Source organism: Corynebacterium sp. ACRQJ (genome assembly GCF_022346045.1).
GTDB classification, from domain to species: domain Bacteria; phylum Actinomycetota; class Actinomycetes; order Mycobacteriales; family Mycobacteriaceae; genus Corynebacterium; species Corynebacterium evansiae.
The window spans coordinates 1-23,925 of the sequence record NZ_JAKRMT010000014.1; the positions used below are offsets into that span (position 1 = coordinate 1).

The following is a 23,925-nucleotide window of genomic DNA, read 5'->3' on the forward strand; positions in this document are numbered from 1 at the left end:
CGTAGAGGGCCACAGCATCACGTTTGAACTGTTCGGAGTACCTAGGCATGGTGGTAGATTACCTTTCTTCCCAACCCAACTGGGCTGGATATCAGGTGTCTACCTAACGGGGGTCAGGTCCCAACGCTTTTCCCTGGAACACGTTGTCAACTATGTCCTGACTTCGGACATCGCCGAGGGCACTCTTTTCAAGCCAGGGGCACTCGGGGCGTTCTTATTCCTCCGATTTCCTCGGATCGAACTCTACCGAGTCGATGATCGCCTCGATCTCTTCCTCGGACAGGGTGAGCGCCAAGATCTCAACTCCAGCGGCTCCACCGCTTCCTGCGGAGACGAACACCCACGCGCCGTGCAGAGTCTTGCCGGACTTTTCGTTCGTCGTCCAAGTGGTCAGCTTGGCCTCGTCGGCGTTTTCGATATCCAGGTCGCGGGACTCGCCTAGTTCGAAGTCTCTTCCGTGGGTGGTTCGGAACTGGGCGTTCACTTCGAAGTACCCCATCGTGGCGGTTGCCGTAGGCCCTTGCCCCTGGTCAGAGCTCAGACGAATCACGTCCGTTGGCTCTTTATCGGCCTCTTTGTCCGCGTTAGACCAAGACGTGGTGAAACCATTCTCCGTTGGTTTGAAGTCCTCGGTCTCTTCCCAGTCTGCTGGAACTTCAAGGGAGATTCGCCCTTCCTCAACCCGCTGCATTCCTTCGGTCACGGACTGTGCCGAGTTTTCGGCCTGATCCGAATCTTCGGAAGAAATGAGGCTGCACGACCCCAGTAGGGCGGCTGAGGTGATTACCGCAGCGATCTTTACTGCTAGCGAATGGGACTTTGAGCGAGGCTTTGAGTGGGACTTCATGGGAGCACTCCTAAGTGTTCTCTTCTGTGGCGATAATAACGTCGCTGCGGGGCACTCGCTGGGTATTCTTAAAGTAATTCTTATTGCCCTCAAAGGTCTCAAAGGACTCAGAGGCTAAGTCCCCGGCGCCTACTCCGGGCGGTTCGCAGCAGCAGACGAACACCACCGGCGAGGTGGTCATTGGCCACACTGAGGCGCCGGGGCAGGCGAACCCATCCGTCATGAATAAGACGATCGCCTCTTGCGGGGATCCCTCGATGCACGAGACCGGCACAACTTTCTTTACCGACGGAACGTCAGGGTGGACGTCGACGTGTGCCAACAAGATGATGGCCGCCCGCCCGGCCGAGCCTGCACCCGCGCCGGATGATTCTTACTACGAGGGATACCTCGACGGTTATGACGACGCGCAGTATGACTACTACGACTACTACGACGAGTACAGCGACTACTAGGAACTAGCTCCGGCTTTCTTTAGGCTGTCGATACTCTGGAAGTCCACCCCCGGGATCCGGGAGAACCTATCCTTGTCGCAGGTCAGGACGATTATCTGATTATCCCGCCCCAAGGCGCCAAGCACCTTGTTCATGCTCTTGGCCCGGTCGGTATCGCTGAATCCCAACACGTCGTCCAGGAATATCGGCACCCCGCTGCCGTCGTGCCCCACCAGGCGGGCGATGGCGAGCAGTTGCAGAATCTCCACCTGCTCCTGGGCGCCGCCGGAGAGCTGCTCCTTTTCCAGGCGCACGCTGCCGATAGCGCGGCTCGAAACCTGGAACTTCTCATCGACGTCCAGATCAACATCGCTACCGAAGACAATCCCGGAGAGCTTGTTCAGGGCCTTGCGATACGGCTCGGAGTACTTTTCCTGCATCCGCTTCCGCGATTCCTGAACCACTTGATGCAGTAGCTCCGCGGCATCCGCCTGCCTGCGCAGCCTAGCGACCACGCCCTTGAGACGCTCTACTTCCGCCTCTGACTGTTCCTTGGTTTCTGCGGAACCGCGAGCCTGCCCGAGCTTGGCGTTCAAGGCGGCAATGTCCACGCGGCATTCCTGTACCTGCTGGTTCAGCATGTTTACCCGGCTCCGAGCCCCCTCGAAGCTCGCCTGCACGTCCGCCACGTCGCCGAGCTCGCCTACTTCCTGCCTCTTGGAATCGAGCTTTTCGCGTGCCGCATCCACGGCCTGCGTTGCCTGGGTACGCTTTGCGTTCAGTTCTTCGTCGGAGTATCGCTCGCGGGCTGCTTCCAGATCCTTCGCTGCCGCATCCAGCTGCTGTTGCAGGTTTTCCGCCTTCGCCTCGTACTGGATCTTCCGCTCGATCGCGTCGCTGTTCTGTAGGGAAAGCAACCGTCCGTTGGCTTCGTCACGGGCTCGGGTGGCTGCCTCCAGCGCGGCACCTTCTTCTACTTCGTCGATGTTTTCGCCGGCCTCCACGTTGGCGTCATTACGCAGGGAGCTACTGGTTTCCAGCAGCTTCTCGACCTCGGCGGTGAGGCTTTCCACCTGACCGTTCAGGTCGGAAAGTGTTCGCTTGCCGAGGATGGCCTTGAGGCTCGCACGCTGGTCGCGCAGGGTTTCCTCGTCCTCGTTCCGCGCCCTAACGGCACGCCCAAACTCTTCAAGGACTTCCGCGCGCGGATCCTCGAGCGCAATATGCTCGCGCCCGACCGCCGATAGTTCCGCATTGACTTTCTGCAGCGCCTCGTCGACGTTCAGGTCGAGGTTGCTGGAATCCTGCGCCGGGGTGACGCGCACCTCGTATTCACCCAGGCCAACGGTCCATTCGGTGGTGACCTTCTTTTCCAGGCCGCTCTCCCCCAGGGTGGCCTCCACTCCGTTGTCCACGATGGTGCTGTCGGCCGGCCCTGCGATATGCACGGAAGTCGCGCCCGCATCGCGGATCTTTATCTGCGCGTCCAGGTCCGTCATCGCCTCACGGATCCTCTGTTCCGCCTGCGGCGTGGCCGGGTTGCGATCCACCTTTTGAGCCAGCTCCGCTACCTTCGCGTCCAGCTTCACCGCGCTATCCCGCTCCTCCGTCGCGGACTCCAGCCGCCCCTGGATGTCCGCCGCGTTCTTTAGCGCGGTGGCCAGCTTGGCACGCTTATCCGCACGCACGTACGCGGCGTGGGCACTATCGAAGGCTCTCTTCGCCTCGTCGCGCTCGGCCTGTTGTTCCTCTGCCCTTTTCTGGACGCCACGTAGCTCCTCCGTCGCTGTTTTGAGCGACTGTTCTAGCTCCCCCTGCGCTAGCTTCTGCTTCTCCCGCGCCTCGGATGCCTCTTGCCATCGCCCGACCTGGTCCTGTTTCAGTTCCAGCTCGTTTTCCAGGGCGCTTAAGGCCTCCGCGATCTTCTTCGCAGCCTCTAACCGCTCGGCGCATTCGTCGAACTCTTTCTGCGCATCCGGTAGATCGTCTTCGGCATCGGCGCGCTGAATCTGTTTGGATTCGATTTCGCGGATCGCTGCCTGCGCATTGTTGTACTCAAGCTTGGCGGTCGCTAGGGCTTCCTGCGCACTCGCCAAATCTGCCTCGGCGGCGGCCAGCTCTCCCTTGGAATTTCTGTTGGCTCGGCGGTCCCGCAGCTTCTTGTCCTCGTCGTCGATCAGGCGGACTAGCAGCTCCGCGGCGCCCTGGTCATTTTCGCTGATACCACTGGCGGCGCTCACTGTGGCGTCATCACCGGCGGTGCGCAGGGCCGAGGACAGGGAGGGGATGGCCGTGAAGTCGAGTGCGTCCAGGCGCTGTCCTTGGCTGACGAAGAGTGCCTCGCGCAGGGCGGAGTCGATGCTCTCGTTCAGCAGCTCGCTGAACTTCTCCATTGCCTGGTCGCCGGTGTAGTTGCGCACGGAGGGGCGCAGCACATCTAGGAGCACCTTCTTTTTCTCGAAGTCCTTGGTGTACTCCACCAGGTTCTCGCCCAACTGCATACGGGCGGTGATCTTTGGCTTGGTGCCGCTGCCCACGGGGAAAAAGCCACTGACTTTCTTGGAGGTCGTCGAGACTTTCCAATCCGAAAGCAGCAGGCCAAAGGCGTTCATCAGGCTGGATTTTCCGGCCTCGTTGCTGCCGTGAACGACGGTCACACCCGTGGCGCTTGGGGCAAAGTGCGCGGACTCAATGCCCGCGAAGTTGCGCACATCCAAGTTCTCCAGCACGAAGCTGGCTTTTGGCGATGCCTTGGTAGAAGATGTCATTTCCTTGCCGTCCCTCTCCCCTAGTTAGCCTTCTCCGCCTGGTGTGCCAAGCGCACGAGCAGTCGCAGCGCATCCTGCGCCTGCTGTGCCCGCTCTACCCGTTGCGGATCCTTGCTATCGGAATTCGCCAGCTGCTGCAGTTCTTCCACCGCCTCGCCGACAAAACCTTGACTGAGCAGCCCCTCGGAAAGCTCGTCCTCGTCGGGAATAACATGCAGCTTCATTAGCCGCTCGCGCGCGTATAAAGCAGCGAAGGTCGGCGCGATCTTCGTGATCCGCTCGTCCAGGTAAGCGGCATCGTGGACGGACAGCGTTCCCTCCAGCGCGTACTTCACCACGGTGGTGCGCTTTGCGTCGATTCCCTCTAGCCGCTCCAGGAACTCGTCGATATCCGCCGCCGAGTTCACCGTCGCGTTCAGCGCCTTGAATGCCCAGCGCCCGACCGGAACCTCCTCTACCTGAACGTCCGCCTGTTGTGCTGGTCGCGCCGGATCCACCGCGATGTCCACCATCAGCACGTTTCCGGAGTTCGCTTCGCCACCCCCGTCTGGTTCAACGAAGGCCGTGACCTCCTGTGCGCCTGAGTACCACACCCGCGCCCGTGATGCGTCCGCGTCCAGCGGCATTGTCGAGTGCGTGTCACCCAGCGCCACGTAGTCCACCTTCCGCTCGCGGCACGCCCGGGCTGCGTTGTCTACGTCGATGCGGTCTAGATCATCCTTGTCGCCGAAGGAGCCTACTGCCCCGTGCCCCACCAGCACGCGCACACCCGCTCCCTGCACCGGCTCCAAATCTCTCAGCGCGGCCGCCACCAGGTCCTCGTCCGCGTTCTTCCCCCGCAGCGGGGCACCCACAATCTCGAGAGGAACACCAGCCGCGCCCGCGCCACCGGAGTTCGGCACCGCCACTGGAGCCGAATCCCTAAGCACATAAACATTCGCCAGTTCGGTGAACTCCTCCCGGTGGTACACGCTGGCCGCGTCCAGCGGATCATGGTTTCCAGGCAGAAGGAACACCGGCACTTTTGTGCGCTTTAGCACGTCCATCGCACGCCCGTAGATCTCTGGCTTCAGCAGGTTGTCGTCGAAAACGTCACCGGCCACCACGATGGCGTCACACTGCCTTTCCTCCGCGAGCTCCAACAGCGCCTCGACCGCTGCCAACCGGGATTCATCGAAACGCGATTGCGCCTCGCTGCTCAAGAAGCGGCGCTTCATTCCCAGTTGCCAATCCGACGTGTGCAAGATCCGCACCCGGTGCGCCGATGTTGTTGCCATAGGTTGTGCCATGCCTTACCCCTGCCCGTTGTTGTCAGTGTTGCCGTTATCGCTAGCGTTGCCGTCTACTTCGCCACTTGTCTCGTCTGTAGTTCTATCAGCCCCTCCAGACAAGCCAGCTTCATAATAGAACAAAGGTTCGACCGTCTCCAGGGTCTCATAGCAAACCTCCAGCTCATGCATGGCCTTCAGCTGATCCACCGCATGCCAGGTCACCGACCGCATGGCCTCTTTCAAAGCCTTTTGATCGCCCTGTTCCATGCCCGATTCCCACTGCAGAGGCTCCCATTTCACCGGCTCCGCCGCCGTCCCCCAGAACTCGGCCGAATCCACCTGCTCCGGTTGGTCGGTATGCTTCTCCGCGTTGTCTGGAGCTTGCTGTTGCCTAATTGGTGACGCCCCCACGCCCCCACCACCCCAGCCCTGAACTGGGCGCAGCAGCTCCTGCGCGTTAAGCCCCCGCCATTTCAGCAGAATACTGGCGTCCCTATCCAGCTTCTCCGCCGCAGAATAGGCCAGTGCCACCACGTGCTTACAGACCGCGGACTTATCCGGGCAGCTGCAGTACACCCGGTTGACGTGCCCGGGGTGCATCAGCACCGAGGCGACGTCCATGCCCGGCGCGCCGCCACTTAAGAGGGAGCGGATGTGCGAGCTGTCGGAGAGCATCTCGTGGTACACGAAATCCCGCTGGCGGTCCGTGAGCCTCCGCAGGTGAATGGACGTTTCAAAAGGCTCCAGCTGCGAGCCGTGGATCAGCCCTGCAACCACATTCTCCGCGAACTCAACGCTCAGCACTTTGCCGCCGCGGAAGTATTCGCGGCCGCGCGCCAGCCTGCCGGAGTCTGTGGACCTGGAAATAGACTCCATCAGTTGCGAGCTGGCCCAGCTGTCCTCTCCACGGATGTGGGTGCCGTGCTGATCCCGCAGGCGGTCCATTTCTTGGCGTCGCTTGGCTCCAAAGTCAGCGAGCACCACGTTGTCGCCCCAGGTCGCATCCGTGCGCGTGCGCTTCTTCGGTTGCTTGCTAACCATCGTTTTCCTCCAGCTGAGTGGACTCGCGCAGCTGCAGCAGCTCGCTCAGCTCCTCATCGTCGAGGTTGGCGATCCACCCCTCGCCTGCGCCGACGATATCTCCTGCCAACTCCCGCTTGCTCATGATGATGTCGTGGATTCTCTCGTCGATGGTGCCCTGCACCACCAGCTTATAAACCTCCACGGACTTGTTTTGGCCGATCCGATAGGCCCGGTCCGTGGCCTGGTCCTCCACTGCCGGATTCCACCAGCGGTCGATGTGGATCACCACCGAGGCTTCCGTCAGGGTGATGCCGGTGCCGCCAGCCCGTACTGAGAGGATCATGATCGGCGGCCCATCGGCGCTCTGGAATTCGCGGACCATCTGCGTGCGCTTCGCACGCGACAGCCCGCCGTGTAGCACGGGAACCTCCACACCGAAAGTGCTCTGCAACTCCGGCGCCAGCATCTTGCCGAATGTCGGGAACTGCGTGAACATCAGCACCTTCTTGCCCTGTTCCAGCGCCTGACTGGTGATCTCGAAGATGCGCTCGATCTTTGCCGAGCGATGCTTGCCATCGGCCAAGATTCCGGAGCCGTCGCCCGCGAAGTGCGCCGGGTGGTTGCAGATCTGCTTGATCTTTACCAGCGCTCCCAGGATGTTGGCCCGGCGCTTGCCGCCGGGTAGCTGCAGGCGCATCTCCATGTCTTTAATAAAGGTCTCGTACAGCGCCGCCTGCTCTCTAGACAAAGGTACTCGCTCCACGATGTCCTGCTTCTCCGGCAAGTCCAGACCAATCGCCACGTCGTCCTTCAACCGGCGCAGGATAAAGGGCTGCACCAGCCCGCGCAGGCGCCGTTTCGCCTCCTCGTCCCCATAGCGCTCAATGGGAATGGCCAGGCGGTTTTGGAAGGCTGCGGCGGAGCCGAAGATTCCGGGGTTAGCAAAGTCCATAATCGCGTACAGATCACTCAGCCGGTTTTCCACCGGAGTGCCCGTCAGTGCAATGTGGGTCTCTGCATTAAGCGAGCGCACCGCGCGGGACTGCTTCGTCGCCGGGTTCTTGATGGCCTGCGCCTCGTCGGCCACCACTCGGCCCCACTGAACCTGCTGGTAGCGCGCAGTATTCCTGGCCACGCGCCCGTAGGTTGTCACCACCAGATCCGGCTTCTTTTGCTTGCCCTCCAGCCCCTGGGACGTGGCGTCACCAAACTCCTTATCGGTGAGCAACCCCGAACCGTGATCAACCAAGACCTCCAGGCTCGGCACGTGCAGCGCGGCTTCGGCCCGCCAGGCTTCCACGACGGTGGTGGGAGCAACCACCAGTGTGGGGCCGGCGCAATCGTCGACCTCACGCTCCCAGGCCAACAACGCGAGCACTTGCAGGGTTTTACCCAGACCCATGTCGTCGGCCAGGATCGCGCCAATACGGTGACGGTGCATCCAGGCCAGCCAGCTTAGACCACGGCGTTGGTGGTCGCGCAGGGCGGTCTGCACCGCGGCGGGAGGCTCTACCGGCTCCGGCGGATCCACCTGTGCCTCGCCGTCGAGCAGTCGTTCCACCCAACCGTCAGCCACCACGCGGAATTCGTGGTCGGTATCTACCGTCTCGCTGGCGCTCAACAGGTCGGCTTCCAAGATGTCGCGCACGCTCACGGTGGTATCCCCCACCGGCTTGTCCTGCTCCTTGGTCACTTCCGCGAACCACTTGCGGGCGCTCGACAGGGCCTCCTGATCCAGGTAGACGTACTCGCCGTTGATGCGCACGATCGACTCGGCCGCGTTCAAAAGCTCCTCGCGGGTAGCCTCGTCCAGTTCCGCACCGGTTCCGTCGGCACCATCGGCACCGTTAGCCCCTGCTGCGCCGCCGTCGCCCAGGCTGACTTCCCAGGAGAAGTTCATCAGCTGATCCATGCCCAGCTTGCCCGAGCCCGGCCCCTGCCCCACCGGGGTGGCCTTCGCCTTTACCCGCGGGCGCACCTTGCCCCACCCGCGCGGAATCATCACACCAAACCCGGCTTCGCGCAGCGCCTCCGCCCCGTGCTCTAGGAAGCTCGCGAGCTCGGTGATGTCCAGGTTCGTTCCCAAGGTTGGCTGTGCGCTCGGCAGTTCTTCTGGACGCCACCATTCCCGCTCCAACCGATTCGAGCCGCTATTTACCCACGTCAGCAGGCTTCGTACGTGCGGATTGAACTCCTGCCACACGTCCTCCACCCTGTAGAGGCTGCGGATAACCTGCTCCCTCAGATCTTCGTTCATGGTGGCTGGGTTCAACGGCTCGAAGGGTCCACCGTTCTGGGAATAGGCAATCTGCAGCCACCAGGTTGGTTCGGAATCGACTTCTCCCACTTCGGAGGGCGTAGACAACAAGAACACCAACTGCCCCGCCTGGGCCTCAGCCTCGCGCCGCCACTGGCCGAGGCTTACCACGGTGCTGGCTCCGCCCCGCCGGGTTGCCGTGCCCGTCGCCAGGGCCCGCACGAAGTCCGAGGTGAAGTCACTCAGCTCGCGACGCAGGTGGGTCACGGCGATCCAGTGCGCAAACTCGTCGGCCATGCGATCCACTACGTCTGCGCCACCGTTGCGTGTCAGCACTCCCGGCACGCGCTCACGGAACTGCTGCAGCACGCGCATGTGGTCGCCTGCGGGCGCAAGCGTCCAGCGCGGGAACCACTGATCATCCACTCGCTCCATCCGCACCATCACGCGCCCGGCCCGCACAGCTTCCTCAACAAAAGCGCATAAATTCATAAGGAATTTAAGCTCCGGACCCAGCCCGTCAATCAGCCCACGCTTATCAGTAGCTCCAGCATCGATACTTTTATTCGCATACTCGCATAATGCCCCCATTAGCTCAACAGATTCTTCGGGTGTTAAAGCCACCGCCGGCACCGGTAATTCCTTAACTCTCCCCCGGGGCGTAGACAGCCAAATCCCACCCCTATTGCGCCACGGGCGCGACCCCAGAATATCCATACAAACAGCAGGTAGATCGCCGGTTTCCAGTTCATCGATATCGAGTACCACCCCGTGCCCCTCGACACGCTCTACCCACAACCACAGCCCGCCCGACGTGGGTGCAACAACGTGCATCTGATGCGTGAATCCCATGCTGGAAGTTCTACCACGTACCCCGGACACCCTTCGCAACGTAAACGTCTTCGCTAACGTGGATACCGAGTTGTGCGCGTCACACATGCGCGCGCCTTCTGTACTTCGGAGCACAGAGCGCCCGAAAGCTGACGTATAGAACTTATGCATTCAACTTGAGGAGATGATGTTTGTGACCGACCAAACATGGTTTGTCATAGCCATGGTGATCTATCTGGTCATCATGCTGCTGATTGGACTTTATAGTTTCAACCAGACCGACGAGTATGAGGATTACATGCTCGGCGGACGTAACCTGCACCCCTTCGTTGCCGCATTGTCAGCCGGCGCGTCGGACATGTCCGGCTGGCTCCTAATGGGTCTGCCGGGCGCACTCTTCATGCTCGGCTTCTCCGAGATGTGGATGGCCATCGGCCTGCTGATCGGTGCCGCGGTGAACTGGATGGTAACCGCACCACGCCTACGCTCTTACACCGAGGTGGCGAACAACTCCATCACGATCCCCTCCTTCCTGGAGAATCGCTTCAACGATCGCAGCCACTTCCTGCGCATCGCCGCCGGCATCATCATTCTGGTGTTCTTCACCTTCTACGTTTCCTCCGGCATGGTTGCAGGTGGCCGTTACTTCGAGTCCACCTTCCAGGGTGACTACCTAACCGGCATGATCATCATTGCCGCCGTTACCGTGGGCTACACCTTCATCGGTGGCTTCCTGGCCGTCTCCTTCACCGACACCGTCCAGGGCTGCATCATGTTCGTCTCCCTGCTGCTGGTGCCGGTCATCGCGCTGCTGCACATGGATGATCCGGGCGCTATCTGGACCTACCAGTTGGAAAACGCATACGGTCTGGGCTCCATCGAGCCGAACCCGACTTGGTTCTCCCTGTTCACCGGCGTTTCCTTCATCACCATCATCTCCAACCTGGCCTGGGGCCTGGGCTACTTCGGCCAGCCTCACATCATCGTTCGCTTCATGGCTCTGCGCAGCCCGTCGGATGCCCGCGCAGGTATGCGCTACGGTGTCGGCTGGATGTTCCTGTGCCTGGTCGGCACGGTCATGGTCGCCATCATCGGCCCAGCATTCTTCGGTATGGATCCGTCCATCGCCGTCGTTGACCAGGAGAACTTCGAGACGATCTTCCTGGACATGGGCCGCATCCTGTTCCACCCGCTGATCGCTGGCTTGATCCTGACCGCAGTCCTGGCGGCGATCATGTCCACCATTTCCTCTCAGCTGCTGGTTGTTTCCTCCGCACTGATTGAGGACATCTACAACGGTCTGATCAACAAGAACGCGTCCGACCAGTCTCTGAAGAACCTCTCCCGCGTCTCCGTACTGGTGGTCGCTATCTTCGCCGGCGTCATTGCTGTTAACCCGGAGTCCGGCATTCTGGGCCTGGTCGAGTTCGCCTGGGCTGGCTTCGGCGCCTCCTTCGGCCCGGTCATCCTGGCTTCGCTGTACTGGCGCCGCCTCAACGGTGCAGGTGCCGCAGCCGGTCTGGTCACCGGCGCTATCGTCGCCTTCATCTGGGGTGGCCTGCCGCAGTTCGGTGTTATGGACAAGCCGTTCGGTCTGTACGAGATGATCCCAGGCGTGGCTCTGAACGTCATCGTCATGGTCACCGTCACCCTGCTGACCAAGGCTCCGTCCAAGGAGGTCACCGATACCTTCGACGAGGCAGCCAAGCTCTCTAAGGTGGCCATCAAGAAGGACATCGACTTCGAGGAAGCCGCAGAGGTAACCGCCAAGTAGCTCACCCGCTTTTCTTGAGCGAACCTTTCTAGCGCCGCTGCAGTCTAAGACTGCATGCGGCGCTTTTTCCTGTCTCAGCCCTTCCGCCTCTATTGCCTGTTCCTGGTTGTTGTGGTCTGTGTCGTTTTTTGGGTGACGACGCCACATCGTCACCACCCGCAGGATCAAGCAACGGTTAGGGAGTACCTGCAACGCATTCACCAGATCCCCGCCCGTCCACGGGTACTGGGATACTCCCGCGCCCGATTCGGCGACGGGTGGGGAATGCAGGTTACAGAGTTCGGCGTCTGCGATACCCGGCACTTGCTGCTGGTGCAGACCTTCGGGGGTTCTGCCGGTGGATGTGCCAGCAACGACGGAGGCGGAACCCTGGGGAAACAAGGGGGCGTCGATCCCTATACGCATCACCCCATGGACCGCCACGGGGTGGACATAGACCACATCGTCCCGCTAGCGGCCGCGTGGGACTTAGGGGCTTATGCGTGGCCGGAAGAGCAGCGGCGGGCATTTGCAAACGACGTACAGCGAAATCTGCTGGTGACGGCATCCGAGGTGAACCGTGAGAAATCCGATTCCACCTTGAGCGAATGGCTGCCCCCGGTGGAACGCTGTGGCTACTGCGCGCGCTTCTTGCGGGTAGTCGGCGACTATGAATTGGCGCTTTCGGCAGCGGATGTGCAGGCGGCTCGGGAAGCCTGCGATCTATAGGGCGCGCGGCTTTTAAAGGTGACAAAGCCCCTGTTCATCTGTGAGGATAGAGGACATGTCTACTTTTATTGTTGCGCTTCACGTCCTGGCGGCGATCCTGCTGATCGGCCCCGTTGCTATCGCTTCTTCCATGTACGCTCCCCAGTTCCGCAAGGCACAGTCCGGTGACCCATCTGCTGTCGGTGCCCTGCGACTGGTGCACCGCATTACCCGCTCTTATGGCTTCATCTCCCTGCTGGTGCCGGTGCTGGGCCTCATCGCATTCTTCGTCGTAGACGGCGCAATGAAGAACACCGCGCTGCACTTCGCCCTGCTGCTGGCGATCGCTGCCTGGGGTGTTTTGATTGCTCTGGTTATCCCCCGCCAGCGCCAGGGCCTGGTTGCACTGAACGCTGTCGAGGCCGGTGACGCTCCGGCTTCCGAGGCGGAGGCTGCCAAGGCCGCGGACGCCGACGTTTCCAAGATTCCGGGCCAGGCGGCGATGTTCGCGGGCATCTTCAACCTGCTGTGGCTGGTCACGGCGATCCTGATGTTCGTCTAAGCCACTTCAGCTTTTAAAGCTTTAATTAGAACCCGCGGATAAGGCCGCGGGTACACGAAAAACGCACCCCACCCGGGGTGCGTTTTTATTTGATAGCCGCTGATATGGGTGCTTCAGCCTCAGCGGGCAAAGGGGCGGATGTCGTTAGAACGAGAATACGTAAATGAACGACAGTCCCATTAACAAGAAAGCGCAGGTCAGAGCGTTACAGAATTATGCTGTTCCTCGACCGGGCGTCCGTATTCTCGTTCTAACGACATTTGACCGCTTAGGGTCTAGCGGCGACCTCCACGGTGCCCGCGGTCTGACTTGAAACCGCGTCCGCCACGATCATCTCGGCGGTTGCGACCGCCACGGCCACCGTGACCGCCGCGTCCGCCACGATCATCGCGATCCCCGCGCTCATTGCGGTGCTGGCGCTTGTGGCTGCCCGGACGACCAGCCGGAGCACCCGGATCCGGCTCAATGTTGATCAGCTGGCCAGAAACGCGGGTCTGATCCAGCGCGTGGAACACTTCCATCGGCAGATCCGCCGGCAGCTCCACCAGGGAATGTTCCGCGAAGATGCTGATGCGTCCGAAGTCGCGGGAGTTCATACCACCCTCGTTGGCCAGGGCACCGACGATGGCACCCGGGCGCACGCGCTGGCGGTGGCCCACCGACAGGCGGTACACGGCCAGCTCCTTGCCGTTGCGATCCGTGATGCGCGGAGCTTCCTTATTGAAGCGCTCGTCGAAGGGCTTGTACGCTCCGCCTCCGCTGCGGTTATCGTCGCCATAGCGATCACGGCGGCGCGGGCGCTCCTCCTTCGGCTTCTCCTTCATCAGGAAGTCCTCGCCAGCTTGCAGCTGGGTAGCCAGGGCTGCCGCAATGTCCGACAGCTCGACCTCGTTGGACTCCGCGTACTCCTTCACCAGGTCGCGGAAGATACCGATCTGCGGGTCCGCCAGGGACTCCGTCAGGCTGTCGCGGAACTTCTCCTTGCGAGCCTCGTTCACTGCGTCCACCGTCGGCAGCTCAATCTCATTCAACCGAGACTTGGTTGCCCTTTCGATCGCCTTCAGCAGGCGGCGCTCACGGGGCGTCACAAACAAAATAGCGCGACCCTTGCGACCTGCACGGCCCGTGCGGCCAATGCGGTGCACATAGGACTCGGTATCGTGCGGAATGTCGTAGTTGAACACGTGGGTGATGCGGTCGACGTCCAGGCCACGGGCGGCAACGTCGGTGGCCACGAGGATGTCCAGGCGGCCATCCTTCAGCTGATCCACGGTGCGCTCACGCAAGTTCTGCGGAATATCGCCGTTAATGGCGGCCGCATTGAAGCCGCGGGCACGCAAGCGCTCCGCCAGCTCCTCGGTCTCGTTCTTCGTGCGCACGAACATGATCATGGCCTCGAACTCAGTGACCTCGAGGATGCGAGTCAGCGCGTCCAGCTTGTCGCGGTGGCTGACCAGCAGGTAATCCTGTTCGATGTTTTCGCTGGTCCGCTGGGTGGCCTTGACCGTAATCTCGCGCGGATCGTTCAGGTACTGCTTCGACAGGCGGCGAATGCCGGAGGGCATTGTCGCGGAGAACAGGGCAACCTGCTTCTCGCTGGGGGTATCTTCCAGGATGCGCTCGACGTCCTCCTGGAAGCCCATGTTCAGCATCTCGTCGGCCTCGTCGAGCACCATGAAGCGCAGCTCGGAAATATCCAGGCTGCCCTTCTCTAGGTGATCGATCACACGGCCGGGCGTACCAACCACAATGTGGGCACCTCGGCGCAGGCCGGACAGCTGCACGCCGTAGGCCTGGCCGCCGTAGATCGGCAGCACGTGGATGCCGCCCAGGTGCTCGGAGAAAGATTGGAAGCTCTCTGCAACCTGCAGCGCAAGCTCGCGCGTCGGTGCCAATACGAGGGCTTGGGGGTGACGCTTCGACACGTCAATACGCGACAGAATCGGCAACGCAAATGCGGCCGTCTTACCGGTACCGGTCTGTGCGAGGCCGACCACGTCGTGGCCTTCCATGAGCACCGGAATGGTTTCTGCCTGGATCGGAGAAGGTAATTCGAAGCCGACCTTCTTGACTGCAGCTAGTACGTTTTCGGGCAATCCCAGCCCGTCGAAAGAGGGCTGCTGCTCTTCGCCCTGTTTTTCGCTTTGCTTATTGTCGTTTTCTGGAACTTTCGCTTCGGCGTTCTCAGACTCCACTGCCTCATTAGTCACATCTTGTGGCTCGTGCTTTTCCACGGCAGAATCCTGGGAAGAATTCTCCGTGAGGCCACCCTGCAGTTCATTCTGAGATACCGACTCGTCATTAACCGGCTGGTTCACGTCGCCGGTGACGTTTTCAGTATCACTCATCGTTGTCCAAGCCTACGCTGCCTTGACCGATAAAGCGATTCACGAAAATACCCCGGAAAATACCCCACGGTTCAGCTGCCCGTAACGCAAGCTACAGCTCAGGCTACAGCTCAGGTTAAAGCTCAAGCTGGGCGATCACGTGATTTGCCGCCCGCTGCCCGCTGCGGAGCACACCATCGATACTCGGCGTTGCGTGCTGGGCACCGGCCAAGGCGATGCGACCGCCTTGGAGTTCCCGCTCCCCCATTTCCTTGCCTATACGTTGCAGGCTTTGCGGGAGGATGAGCGGGATGGCGTCAATAAACTTCTGTTCCTTAACCAGCTCCCAACCGGAGGAATCTACGCCGAACAGCGACCCCAGACCGCGCTGCACCTCAGCCACCGACGGCCCGTCAGCTGGGTTAGAACCGCGCGGGTGCACGTGGTTAGCGGCCACCAGGTGCTTGCCAGGCGCATAGCTGGGGGCGGCGGCGGTAACCTCCATGGCCGACGTAATGGGAGTGCCGCGAGTGCCGTCCACGGTCAGTAAACCTTCCTCCATAACCGGCTCGTCCGAGACAAACCACCAGGAAGAAACGCTGGTCGTGGGCACTTCCGGCGAGCCCAGTAGCTCGGTTTCCCGCCGCGGATCGACGGCCACGATAACGTGCGAGAAGTGTTCGGTCTCTGCCCGGTTAGCCGTCACCCGAACCCCGTCACCGTCCTCCTCGATGGCCGTTACCGGCGAGTTCATCCGGAATTCGGCCCCCGGCACGCGCGCGAGCGCCGCCGATAGTTCGCCCATGCCGCTTTCCAGCACAGCCAGGTTTCCGCGCAGCATGGTGGCGACCATCCACTTGGCGAAGATCGCGGAGGATTCGTTCTCAGCATCGAATAGGAAGGCGCGCAACAGCGGGTCGATGGCCACGGCACGGGTACGTCGGCGCACGCCCCGCTGGTCCAGTGATTCGCAGGTCTTCACGTCCTCGGCGATGTACTTCTGCTTGATGCTGCGCAGCTCCAGACTGGAGCGGTGGGAAAGCTCAGACTTGAGCCAGCGCCGCAGAGCCAGAAGGTCCCGGAAAGATAGGGCGCTGCGTGCCTTTGAGCGCATGAGGTTGGGAATCAGGTGTGGCGCGCGGATCGGGTCGCAGATCAGAGCCAGACCGTCGTCCGTGAGCGTTTGGATCGCGGGCTGAAAGTAGCGGATCCCCAACGCGGCGTACTCCCCCGGCTGCAGGATTTCCTTCACCGCCGGGTACCACGAGTTGAAGGTCTGCAGCCCGTGATCAATGGTCACTCCGTCGATCTTCTCGCTGCGCACATGTCCGCCAAGACTGTCGCTGGCTTCAAAGACAGTGCAGCTCACGCCACTTTTGTGCAGGGTTCGCGCTGCGGCGAGTCCGGCTAGCCCGCCTCCTACGATGGCTACATTGGCTGTGTTTTCCGCCATGTCGCTGCTCCCTAACCTGTCTTTCCTCGCCTACTGTTTCCGCCTGCGCTAGCGCACCTGCTGCGCCCATGCTATCGCACCGGCTATTGTCGTCGGTCGCTCGCAACACCCTCCCTTATTCGATTGTGTGTTCTATTCTTTTTCTTAGTGACGCCACCTTGTCCACCCCGTTGCCTACTCTGCATCCCTGAACGCAGACCACTGCTGGCGGGTCTCCGCAGCGGAGGTCTGGCTCGGATGATCAACACACAGAAAAACTCAGCCAAGAATCCCCAAGTGCCAAGAACACCCAAGTAAGGAAGTGAGCAACCATGAAGTCCCGCATCACCACCCGGCGCACACCAATCCCCCGCTCAGCTATCCAGCGCCCGGCTAACCAGCGCCCGTCTACTCGGAGTTTCGCTTTGAGCGAGCCTCACCGCGCAGCGGCGGAAGCCCGCGCCATGTTGCGCCATCCGCGTAGCCTGATCCGCATTACCCCTGGTTGGCAGGCGCCTCGCTTCACAGTAGAGGCCGGCGATTCCACGGCAATGGTGCACGTCTCGCGGCGGCGCATGACCCCTCTACTGTGGCGCAGGCTCAGTGGGCAGCAGGCACCGGAGGGACAGGACTTGTTCCTGGTCACGGTATCGGTGGAGTGCCCACAGTGGATGCACAATGAGTCCACCCGCCTGCTGGAGTTCATCTTGGGGCAGGCGTGGACTGTGCGGGAGGATCCGCAGGAATTTCGGGATCGCAACCACCAGGCTCAAGTCAGCCTGACGTGGCATGCGCTGATGACGCAGGAGGATCTGCAGGCCGGCAAGGCGCCGGCTCCACGCGCCGCGTGAGCTAGTCCTCGTCCTCTGCTGCGACCTCGTCCTCGTCGTCAAACTCGTCGTCTTCAAACTCGTCGTCGTAGTAGTCGAACTCGTCCTCCAACGGGACCAACAGCTCTTCCCACTCGGTAGCCTGCACCTGTGCAACCGCCAGGGCGTCAAAGAGCTGATCGAAGTCCGTGAAGGTACCCAGCTCCAAAACCTCCTGGGTCATCTCGGCGGCATCTTCCAGGACATTCTGATACATCACTTCGCGCTCGAAGTCGCTTAGGGTCTCGTCGCTATCCAGCTCGGCCTCAGCCTGTGCCACCAGCTCGTCGTACTCCTCGCCGAAGGTCACAAAGGTCACGGTCGCTTCGGGCTCATCAGTACCGGAACCCAGCATCACCGTGATGAGGGAGCCATTCCCCACCTCTGCGCGTACCAGCATCGGCTCAATCAGATCTTGCTCAAACTCCAGGTCAGAGATGCGATCATCGGTGCCTTCCAGCAGGTCGTGCAACACAGTAATGCACTGGTCAGTCGCAATGTACTGTGCCACCACAGCGACGGCGGCCTCGACGGAGAACACCACTCCGACCAGGGTGTCCTCAAACTCTTCAATGCCTGCAACCTCGTCGAGCTCCCCCTTGGCCATGAACACATTCGCCGAGTTGATGCCTGCCGTAGTGCTCGTCTGCTCGATCTGCTGGAAATGAATCTCCAGCTCCGGGGCAATCGGTACGAACAGCATGTCATCGTTTACTCGTGACTCAATACCCTCAGTATCCAGCGCCTGAGCAATGTCCTCGTAGAAACCCACAGCCAACGTCTCCCTAGTATTTCCTAGTGCTATATGAGGTGTTTCAGTCCGAAGCGAACGTGCATTCCGAGACTTGGGCACCATAGTAACCCGATCCTGGACAACACGTCTCCACGCAAAACCAATCGGGTGCCTCTCCCCTCCTCACCCACTGTGCCGCTGCCGTGTCGGCCGCCCACACGCCCGAACTAGCGCCCCGGCCTCGGCATCGCCACGGAGCTCTCGTCCCCTTCCCAACCCCGCATGTCGAACTTCTCCCACACCCGGCGAAACTCCGCGCGCGGGTCTTCTTCCAGCCTCATTTCCCTCTCGAACACCTGCGTCGCCCGGGTGTCCAACGTATAAGGCTCCCAGCCCGGATCCGCTCCCCAGATAAACCTCTTCCAGGCCCGTTGCATGTGCTCGGAGACCACGGCCATCTCCCCTCCCAGGACGAAGCTGGCTTTCGAGGACTTGGCGTCACCAAAAAGAGCAGACAGCTCCATCGAGTGCATCGCACCCACCCCGAGCCGCCGCAACATCGCGGGGGCATAGTCGAAGCGATACATCCAGACGGGCGCCCCGGCCGCCTGGTGCAGCTCGGCGAGCCGGATGGACTGCGCCCAGAACACGGCGTCGGCGAGCATCTGCGCGAAGACCCCACGGCGCCCAATGTCCCCATAGGCGCTCTCAATCTGCTCGGCGAGCATCGGGTCGTGCGCGCGCAACATCGTCCGAGCTGCCCTTATACGTGCCGACTTAGAGAAGAACAGCATCTGCGCGGCCGACAGTTCGTCGTTGTTAGTGCCGATGAGCAGGGGGATCCGCTGATGCTCAGCGCGTTCGAAGATTCCCAAAGGGTGGTCGGAGAGAAGTTCCCCGTCGATGGCGATGCCGAAGGCCATATTCATCTCCCGCAGCCCGCCGCCCCGCCACAGCATCTGCTGCCCGGCGCGCACTACGTCGGCGAAGTGCAAAGCGCGTAGCTCGGCGATGGAGGTCGTGCGCGGAACCAGTCCGGAATACTGCGTGAGCTTGCGCGCCCAGAGGTTCGACTGGGCGTTGGTGTGCACGCTCATTACGGGCGCGGACTGCAGAATCACCCGGTGGAATAGTCCCCGTGCGGCGGGAATGGTCATCAGCGCGGCGGCGGAGGTCCCACCTGCGGATTCGCCCATCAAAACCACATTGTCCGGGTCTCCTCCGAAGCCCGCGATGTTCTTCCGCACCCATTCCAGCGCCAGGAGCTGGTCGCGGGTCGCGGGGTTGGGTTCGCACCCGGCGGCGTCGGGGACATCCAGGGAGCTCATGTCCACATACCCCAGCGCGCCGAGCCGGAAGTTCAGAGCGACGTAAACCACGTCCAGTTCCTTGGCGAAATTATGCCCACGTAGTACTGCGGTGTGGGAAGCCCCGGCGAAGAAGCCGCCACCGTGCAGGAACACGACAACTGGCAGTGTGGCATCCGTATCTGGTCGGACGATATCCAGGTTCAGGCAGTCCTCGTCGCCGATAACTTCGTCTTTCCAGTTGTAGGACGTCTGAGGTGCGACGTTCCCGTACTCCTCCGCCGACCACTCCCCCTGCCAGCGCACCGGACGTGGGGCTTTCCAGCGTTCCGCGGAGCCGAATGGGATGCCACGCCATGTCCGCACGCCGTCCATCCGGAAACCTCGGACGACCCCTCCCGTGGTCTCTGCCCGTACGCCGTCCTGATTCATCATTTCACCATCCTAAGCTCTAACGCCCGCCCGCGGTCGGGCGAGCGCCTTCCGTACCGTCGGCTCGGTTTTGGCCTACTGTTGATGCCCATGGGAATTCTCAATTTCGGCAAGTCCGATCAACCGCGTGACGAGGCCACCGCTACCTCTGAGCTCATCCAGCAGGCTCGGCGTGCGCCCTACCCTTCCGGCCCGTTCGCTCGCCGCTTCTTCGCGGCAATCGACCGCACGGTCTCTATCCAGGAGCCGCTCATCCGGTCCTACGTGGCAAAGATCGAGAAGAAGCATGGTGACGCCACGCCTCAGCGCCGACAGGAAGTTCTAGACACGCACTTTAAGAACCTGGCCACGGGCTCCGGCGCGGGGACCGGCGGCGTGGCCGCAGTCCCGGGCGTGGGCACGTTGCTCTCCTTGGCGGGTATCGCGGCGGAATCCGCGTTGCTCATTGAGGTTTGTGCGCTCTACGCCCTGGCCTCCGCCGAGTTGAATGGCATCGATATTTCCAAGGAGGAGACTCGCCGCGCGGTGGTGTACCTGGCGATCTCCGGGGCTACGGCCAAGGAGCTGGTGCAGGCGCTGGCCGAGGATCGAACCTTCAGCTCGCTGCAGGCCGCCAACCGGCTGCGCGGCGCGCGCAAGCTGCGCAAAGCCGGCTCTGTCGAGCTAAAGCAGGCCAACAACGTCCTGGGGCGCTTCGCATTCCGCCAGGTTCGCAAGAGCTTCGGCGGCGCGATGTTTAAAAAGGTTCTGCCGTTCGGCGTCGGCGCTTACCTGGGGGCTAAGGCCAACCGCAAGATCGCAGAGCGCATGGTCGACAACGTGCACGTCTTCATCCGCGAGGCCGACGAGATCTTCTAGCTCGCCGGGGGTTGTCCGACCCCCGCGTTAGAATCATCGCCGTGTTCAGAGTCATCCGAGAATCCGCCCGGCGCCACCGGTGGTTATTCGCTGCCGTGGTGGTTTTCTCCGTACTCTTGCCCACCATTGAGCTGCTATTGCCGCTGCTCGCGGGCGCTTCCGTGGATGGCAGCACGCGCGCGATCGGGTTACTAGTGGCGGTTGCCTGCGCGCGTTTCGTTACGCAGGCGTTGCGGCGTTTCCTCTCTGGCACGTTCAGCGTACGCACTCAGCACAGCCTGCGCACTCGAATGTTTGCGGCAATCCAGGCTGTCGACGAGAACGCAGCTCGGTCTTTCGGCACGGGCCAGGTGATCTCGCGCACCATCACGGACCTGACGAAGGTGCAGGGAATGGTCGCGATGCTCCCGCTGATGGCTTCCAGCATGCTGGAGCTGGTGCTGATCTTCGCCGTGGTGCTGTGGATCTCCCCGCCTATCGCCGGGATTGTCGCGGTGCAGATCCCACTTCTCTTCGCCGTGGCTTATGCCTCGCGTACAAAACTGTACGGCCCGTCCCTGGCTTCGCAGCGCCAGGGGGCGGTGGTTGCGGAGCAGGTTGAACGCACGGTGTCCGGTGTGCAGGTGATGAAGAGCTTCGCCCAGGAGCCACGCGAGATTGGCCGCTATCGGCGCGAATCCGCCCGGCAGTACGGCATTAACATGCGCGTGGGCAAGCTCAGCGCCATCTTCCAGCCCGCCCTTTCCGCCCTGCCGAACGTGGCGCTTGTGGCGGCAATCGCACTGGGCGGATGGTTGGCCATGCGCGGGGCGATCAGCGTTGGTGACTTCCTGGCGGTCTCCACGTTCATCACCATGCTCGCCCGGCTAACTCGCATGGCTGCGGGGATGCTGGTCAATGTGCACGTCACCCAACCGTGTGCGGATCGCATTTTCGAGATTATTGACGCCCCGCCGCGCCCCACCGGCACCACTGCTGTGCGCGCCCCGATGGGGTTTGTAGGCAGCGTGCCGATCGCCCCGGGGCAACCCCCGATTCGGCTGAGCATCGCCCCCTCGAGCACGACGATCGTGGAAGGCCCGGTGGCTTCGGGAAAGACCCGCCTGGCGCACGCCTTGGCTGGCCTAAACACCCAGGATGCGGAGGAGATCCAGGTGGTTAATGCCACCGATGGCAGGCCGATTCCGCTGCTGGAAGTGCAAGAACCAGACCGGCCAGCGCTGGTAATGGACGAGGCATTCCTCTACTCCGGGACGATCCGAGAGAACATTCTCCTCGGCTATTCAGCCACGGACGCGGAGGTCTGGGAAGCCGCCCGGCTGGCCTGTGCCGATCGCTTCATCCGCGAGGCGGGAGGGTTGGATGCCGTCGTCGGCGAGCGGGGCATCACGCTTTCCGGTGGGCAACGCCAGCGCATCGCCATCGCGCGCGTGCTGTTGCGAGCCCCGCACACGATAATCTTTGACGACGCTACCTCGGCCATCGACCAAGCCACCGAGGCCCAGATCCTTGCTAACCTCCGCACCGCGGTGTCCCGCCCCACGGTGATTTACATCAGCCACCGCGCGGACGGCGGCTTCCGCGATCCGGATCAGACGATTTCCCTGCCTGCTGCTCGGCCGGTAGCGCCGGCTGCAGAAATCCCTGCCACAGCCGAAACTTCCACTGTCTCTGACGGTGCCGCCGACCCCGCGGGCTATCCATCCGTGGAACCTCGAATCGCGGATCTTGACGACGGCGGGAGCTTCCGCCTGCGCACCCTGTTTGCCATGGTGCCCGGTCTCATCGCGGCGGTGGTCGTCACGCTATTCCTATCCTCAGCCGCCGACATCACTTTGCCAACATTTATCCGCCACGCGATCGACGGCGGAGTCGCAGAAAACGACATGGGGGCGCTGAGGGTAACCTGCGGAGCCGCCCTGTTGGTGGTAGCACTCTCCTGGTGTGCACAGGTCGCCAACACCGTACTCACCACGCTGACTGGCGAGCGTCTGATATTCACACTGCGCAACCGGCTGTTCCGGCATATTACGGGGATGGATCTCCTGTGGTTCCACCGCCAGTCGAGTGGCAGGATCATGACTCGCTTGACGACCGACATCGACTCACTTTCCAACTTCCTGCAATCTGGGCTCTCCCAGACGATCGTGTCCGCCTCCCTGGCTCTCGGCATCCTCGGCATGCTCATCAGTACCGATCTCACCCTGGCTGGAATCGTCGCACTGTTCCTACCCGTGATCGTGGTGGCGACAGTGTTGTTCCGTGTGATTTCCCGCCGTCTCTATACCCAGGCAAGAACACAGATCAGCCAGGTCAATGCCACGTTTCAGGAAGCACTCATGGGGCTACCCACAGGCCAGGCCTTCGGCTACGGCAGGGCACTGCAGACCCGCCTAGAAGACGAGTCCCGGGAATACCTCCGTCTGCGCACTCGCTCTCAAACAGCGGTCAGCCTGTACTTTCCTGGCATAAACTTGCTCACACAGCTCGCACAGGCCGCAATACTTAGTGCTGGTGGAGCTCTCGTAGCGAATGGCCAGACCACCGAGGGCGCCCTGGTTGCATTCAGCCTCTACCTGACGATGCTCTTTGGGCCGATCCAGCAGCTTTCCCAGGTGTTCGATCAGTTCCAGCAAGCCAGCGTGAGCGTCTCCCGGATACGCGAACTGCTTAACGAACGCCCTGCCGTCACCGCGCCTACCGACGCAGCTGTACCGACCTTCGTGAAAGGCCCGGAGATCCGGTGTGAGGGCGTCACATATAAATACAGCAACAAAAAACACAGCGAACAAGACGGACATAGCGAAAACTCCGAAGCCACCCTAGACATCGAGCACACCTTCCGCGGTACCACGGCGATTGTAGGCGCTACGGGGGCAGGCAAAACCACCCTGCTGCGGCTAGTAAACCGATTTATGGACCCCTCGGAAGGAACCGTGCGGGCGGATGGAACCGACATACGGTTTTTCGACGTCCGCGGGTGGCGGCGCTGCATCGGTACTGTGCCGCAGGAACCACATCTGTTCGCCGGAACCGTGGCTGAGAACATCGCCTACGGCGCGGACGACGAAAGCCAAACGAACCTGGACGAGGTGCAGGCGGCGGTCCAGCGAATCGGCGGCGAGAAAATCCTGCAGACAATCCCCGGTGGGTTGAGCGCCCGCATCTCCCCCGAAGCAAGCACTCTTTCGTCCGGTCAAAAACACATAATCGCGCTGGCAAGAGCGGAATACATCCAGCCTGCGGTCATGTTGCTGGACGAGGCGACGGCCAATATCAGCGACGACGAAGAAGCACAGATCGTCGAAGCGATCAACCGAGTGACTCGCAACCGCACCGCTCTCATCGTCGCGCACAGACTGCGCACCGCCGCCCGGGCCGACACAATCGTCGTGATGGATCACGGCGGTATCGTCGAAATTGGCGAACATAACAACCTACTACAAAACGGCGGATTATATGCCGAATTGTGGAATGCCGCCCCAAGGCCAACAACGGGTTTGTAGTAGGGTG

The 23,925-nt window shown here is 61.6% G+C and carries 16 protein-coding genes; 7 read left to right on the forward strand and 9 right to left on the reverse strand.

Annotated features, from left to right (window positions below):
* Positions 1–214 precede the first annotated feature (214 nt).
* Complete coding sequence (locus tag MHX52_RS07975) at positions 215–847, reverse strand: hypothetical protein (protein WP_049050308.1); 633 nt, start codon at positions 845–847, stop codon at positions 215–217.
* A gap of 83 nt (positions 848–930) precedes the next feature.
* Here MHX52_RS07975 and MHX52_RS07980 point away from each other — a divergent pair, with 83 nt between their 5' ends.
* Positions 931–1,302, forward strand: a complete 372-nt coding sequence (locus MHX52_RS07980; protein WP_239317561.1) for a hypothetical protein — start codon at positions 931–933, stop codon at positions 1,300–1,302.
* Here the strand turns inward: MHX52_RS07980 and MHX52_RS07985 are convergent.
* From MHX52_RS07985 to MHX52_RS08000, 4 genes are read right to left on the reverse strand one after another with little or no spacing between them, the layout of a single operon-like run.
* Entirely contained in the window at positions 1,299–4,049 is a 2,751-nt protein-coding gene (locus tag MHX52_RS07985; RefSeq protein ID WP_239317563.1) for an AAA family ATPase, read from the reverse strand. The genes MHX52_RS07980 and MHX52_RS07985 overlap by 4 nt on opposite strands.
* Positions 4,050–4,069: 20 nt before the next feature.
* The gene (locus MHX52_RS07990; RefSeq protein WP_239317564.1) at positions 4,070–5,326 is read right to left on the reverse strand and encodes an exonuclease SbcCD subunit D; all 1,257 of its coding nucleotides are present in this window, start codon (positions 5,324–5,326) and stop codon (positions 4,070–4,072) included.
* Between the two features lie 15 nt (positions 5,327–5,341).
* The gene (locus MHX52_RS07995) at positions 5,342–6,361 is read right to left on the reverse strand and encodes an SWIM zinc finger family protein (protein WP_239317566.1); all 1,020 of its coding nucleotides are present in this window, start codon (positions 6,359–6,361) and stop codon (positions 5,342–5,344) included.
* A complete protein-coding gene (locus MHX52_RS08000) occupies positions 6,354–9,092 on the reverse strand; it encodes a DEAD/DEAH box helicase (protein WP_239317567.1) in 2,739 nt (912 codons plus the stop codon). The genes MHX52_RS07995 and MHX52_RS08000 overlap by 8 nt, the downstream gene beginning before the upstream one ends.
* Before the next feature lie 523 nt (positions 9,093–9,615).
* On the opposite strand from MHX52_RS08000, the gene putP reads away from it, so the two are divergent.
* The 3 genes from putP (at position 9,616) to MHX52_RS08015 (ending at position 12,454) form a co-directional block, all read left to right on the forward strand.
* Positions 9,616–11,205, forward strand: a complete 1,590-nt coding sequence (gene putP / locus MHX52_RS08005) for a sodium/proline symporter PutP (protein WP_304504284.1) — start codon at positions 9,616–9,618, stop codon at positions 11,203–11,205.
* Positions 11,206–11,337: 132 nt separating this feature from the next.
* Positions 11,338–11,913 (forward strand): HNH endonuclease family protein, encoded by a 576-nt coding sequence (locus tag MHX52_RS08010; protein WP_237744715.1) that lies wholly within the window; start codon positions 11,338–11,340, stop codon positions 11,911–11,913.
* Between the two features lie 55 nt (positions 11,914–11,968).
* Positions 11,969–12,454: a hypothetical protein gene (locus MHX52_RS08015; RefSeq protein WP_034985635.1), complete on the forward strand. Its 486-nt coding sequence runs from the start codon at positions 11,969–11,971 to the stop codon at positions 12,452–12,454.
* A gap of 275 nt (positions 12,455–12,729) precedes the next feature.
* On the opposite strand, the gene MHX52_RS08020 is transcribed toward MHX52_RS08015, so the two are convergent.
* Both MHX52_RS08020 and MHX52_RS08025 read right to left on the reverse strand, forming a co-directional pair.
* Positions 12,730–14,802, reverse strand: coding sequence for a DEAD/DEAH box helicase (locus tag MHX52_RS08020; RefSeq protein WP_239317571.1), 2,073 nt, complete (start codon positions 14,800–14,802; stop codon positions 12,730–12,732).
* A gap of 115 nt (positions 14,803–14,917) precedes the next feature.
* The gene (locus MHX52_RS08025; protein WP_239317573.1) at positions 14,918–16,234 is read right to left on the reverse strand and encodes an NAD(P)/FAD-dependent oxidoreductase; all 1,317 of its coding nucleotides are present in this window, start codon (positions 16,232–16,234) and stop codon (positions 14,918–14,920) included.
* A 311-nt stretch (positions 16,235–16,545) separates the two neighbouring features.
* Between MHX52_RS08025 and MHX52_RS08030 the strand changes: the two genes are divergently transcribed.
* Positions 16,546–17,064, forward strand: a complete 519-nt coding sequence (locus MHX52_RS08030; protein WP_035005625.1) for a hypothetical protein — start codon at positions 16,546–16,548, stop codon at positions 17,062–17,064.
* Between the two features lies 1 nt (position 17,065).
* On the opposite strand, the gene MHX52_RS08035 is transcribed toward MHX52_RS08030, so the two are convergent.
* Together MHX52_RS08035 and MHX52_RS08040 are read right to left on the reverse strand one after the other, a co-directional pair.
* Positions 17,066–17,854: a hypothetical protein gene (locus tag MHX52_RS08035; RefSeq protein ID WP_035005623.1), complete on the reverse strand. Its 789-nt coding sequence runs from the start codon at positions 17,852–17,854 to the stop codon at positions 17,066–17,068.
* Between the two features lie 188 nt (positions 17,855–18,042).
* Positions 18,043–19,557, reverse strand: coding sequence for a carboxylesterase/lipase family protein (locus tag MHX52_RS08040; RefSeq protein WP_239317575.1), 1,515 nt, complete (start codon positions 19,555–19,557; stop codon positions 18,043–18,045).
* A gap of 87 nt (positions 19,558–19,644) precedes the next feature.
* On the opposite strand from MHX52_RS08040, the gene MHX52_RS08045 reads away from it, so the two are divergent.
* Together MHX52_RS08045 and MHX52_RS08050 are read left to right on the forward strand one after the other, a co-directional pair.
* Positions 19,645–20,412: a hypothetical protein gene (locus MHX52_RS08045; RefSeq protein ID WP_239317577.1), complete on the forward strand. Its 768-nt coding sequence runs from the start codon at positions 19,645–19,647 to the stop codon at positions 20,410–20,412.
* A gap of 41 nt (positions 20,413–20,453) precedes the next feature.
* A complete protein-coding gene (locus MHX52_RS08050) occupies positions 20,454–23,918 on the forward strand; it encodes an ABC transporter ATP-binding protein (protein WP_239317579.1) in 3,465 nt (1,154 codons plus the stop codon).
* The last annotated feature ends 7 nt before the right edge of the window (positions 23,919–23,925 follow it).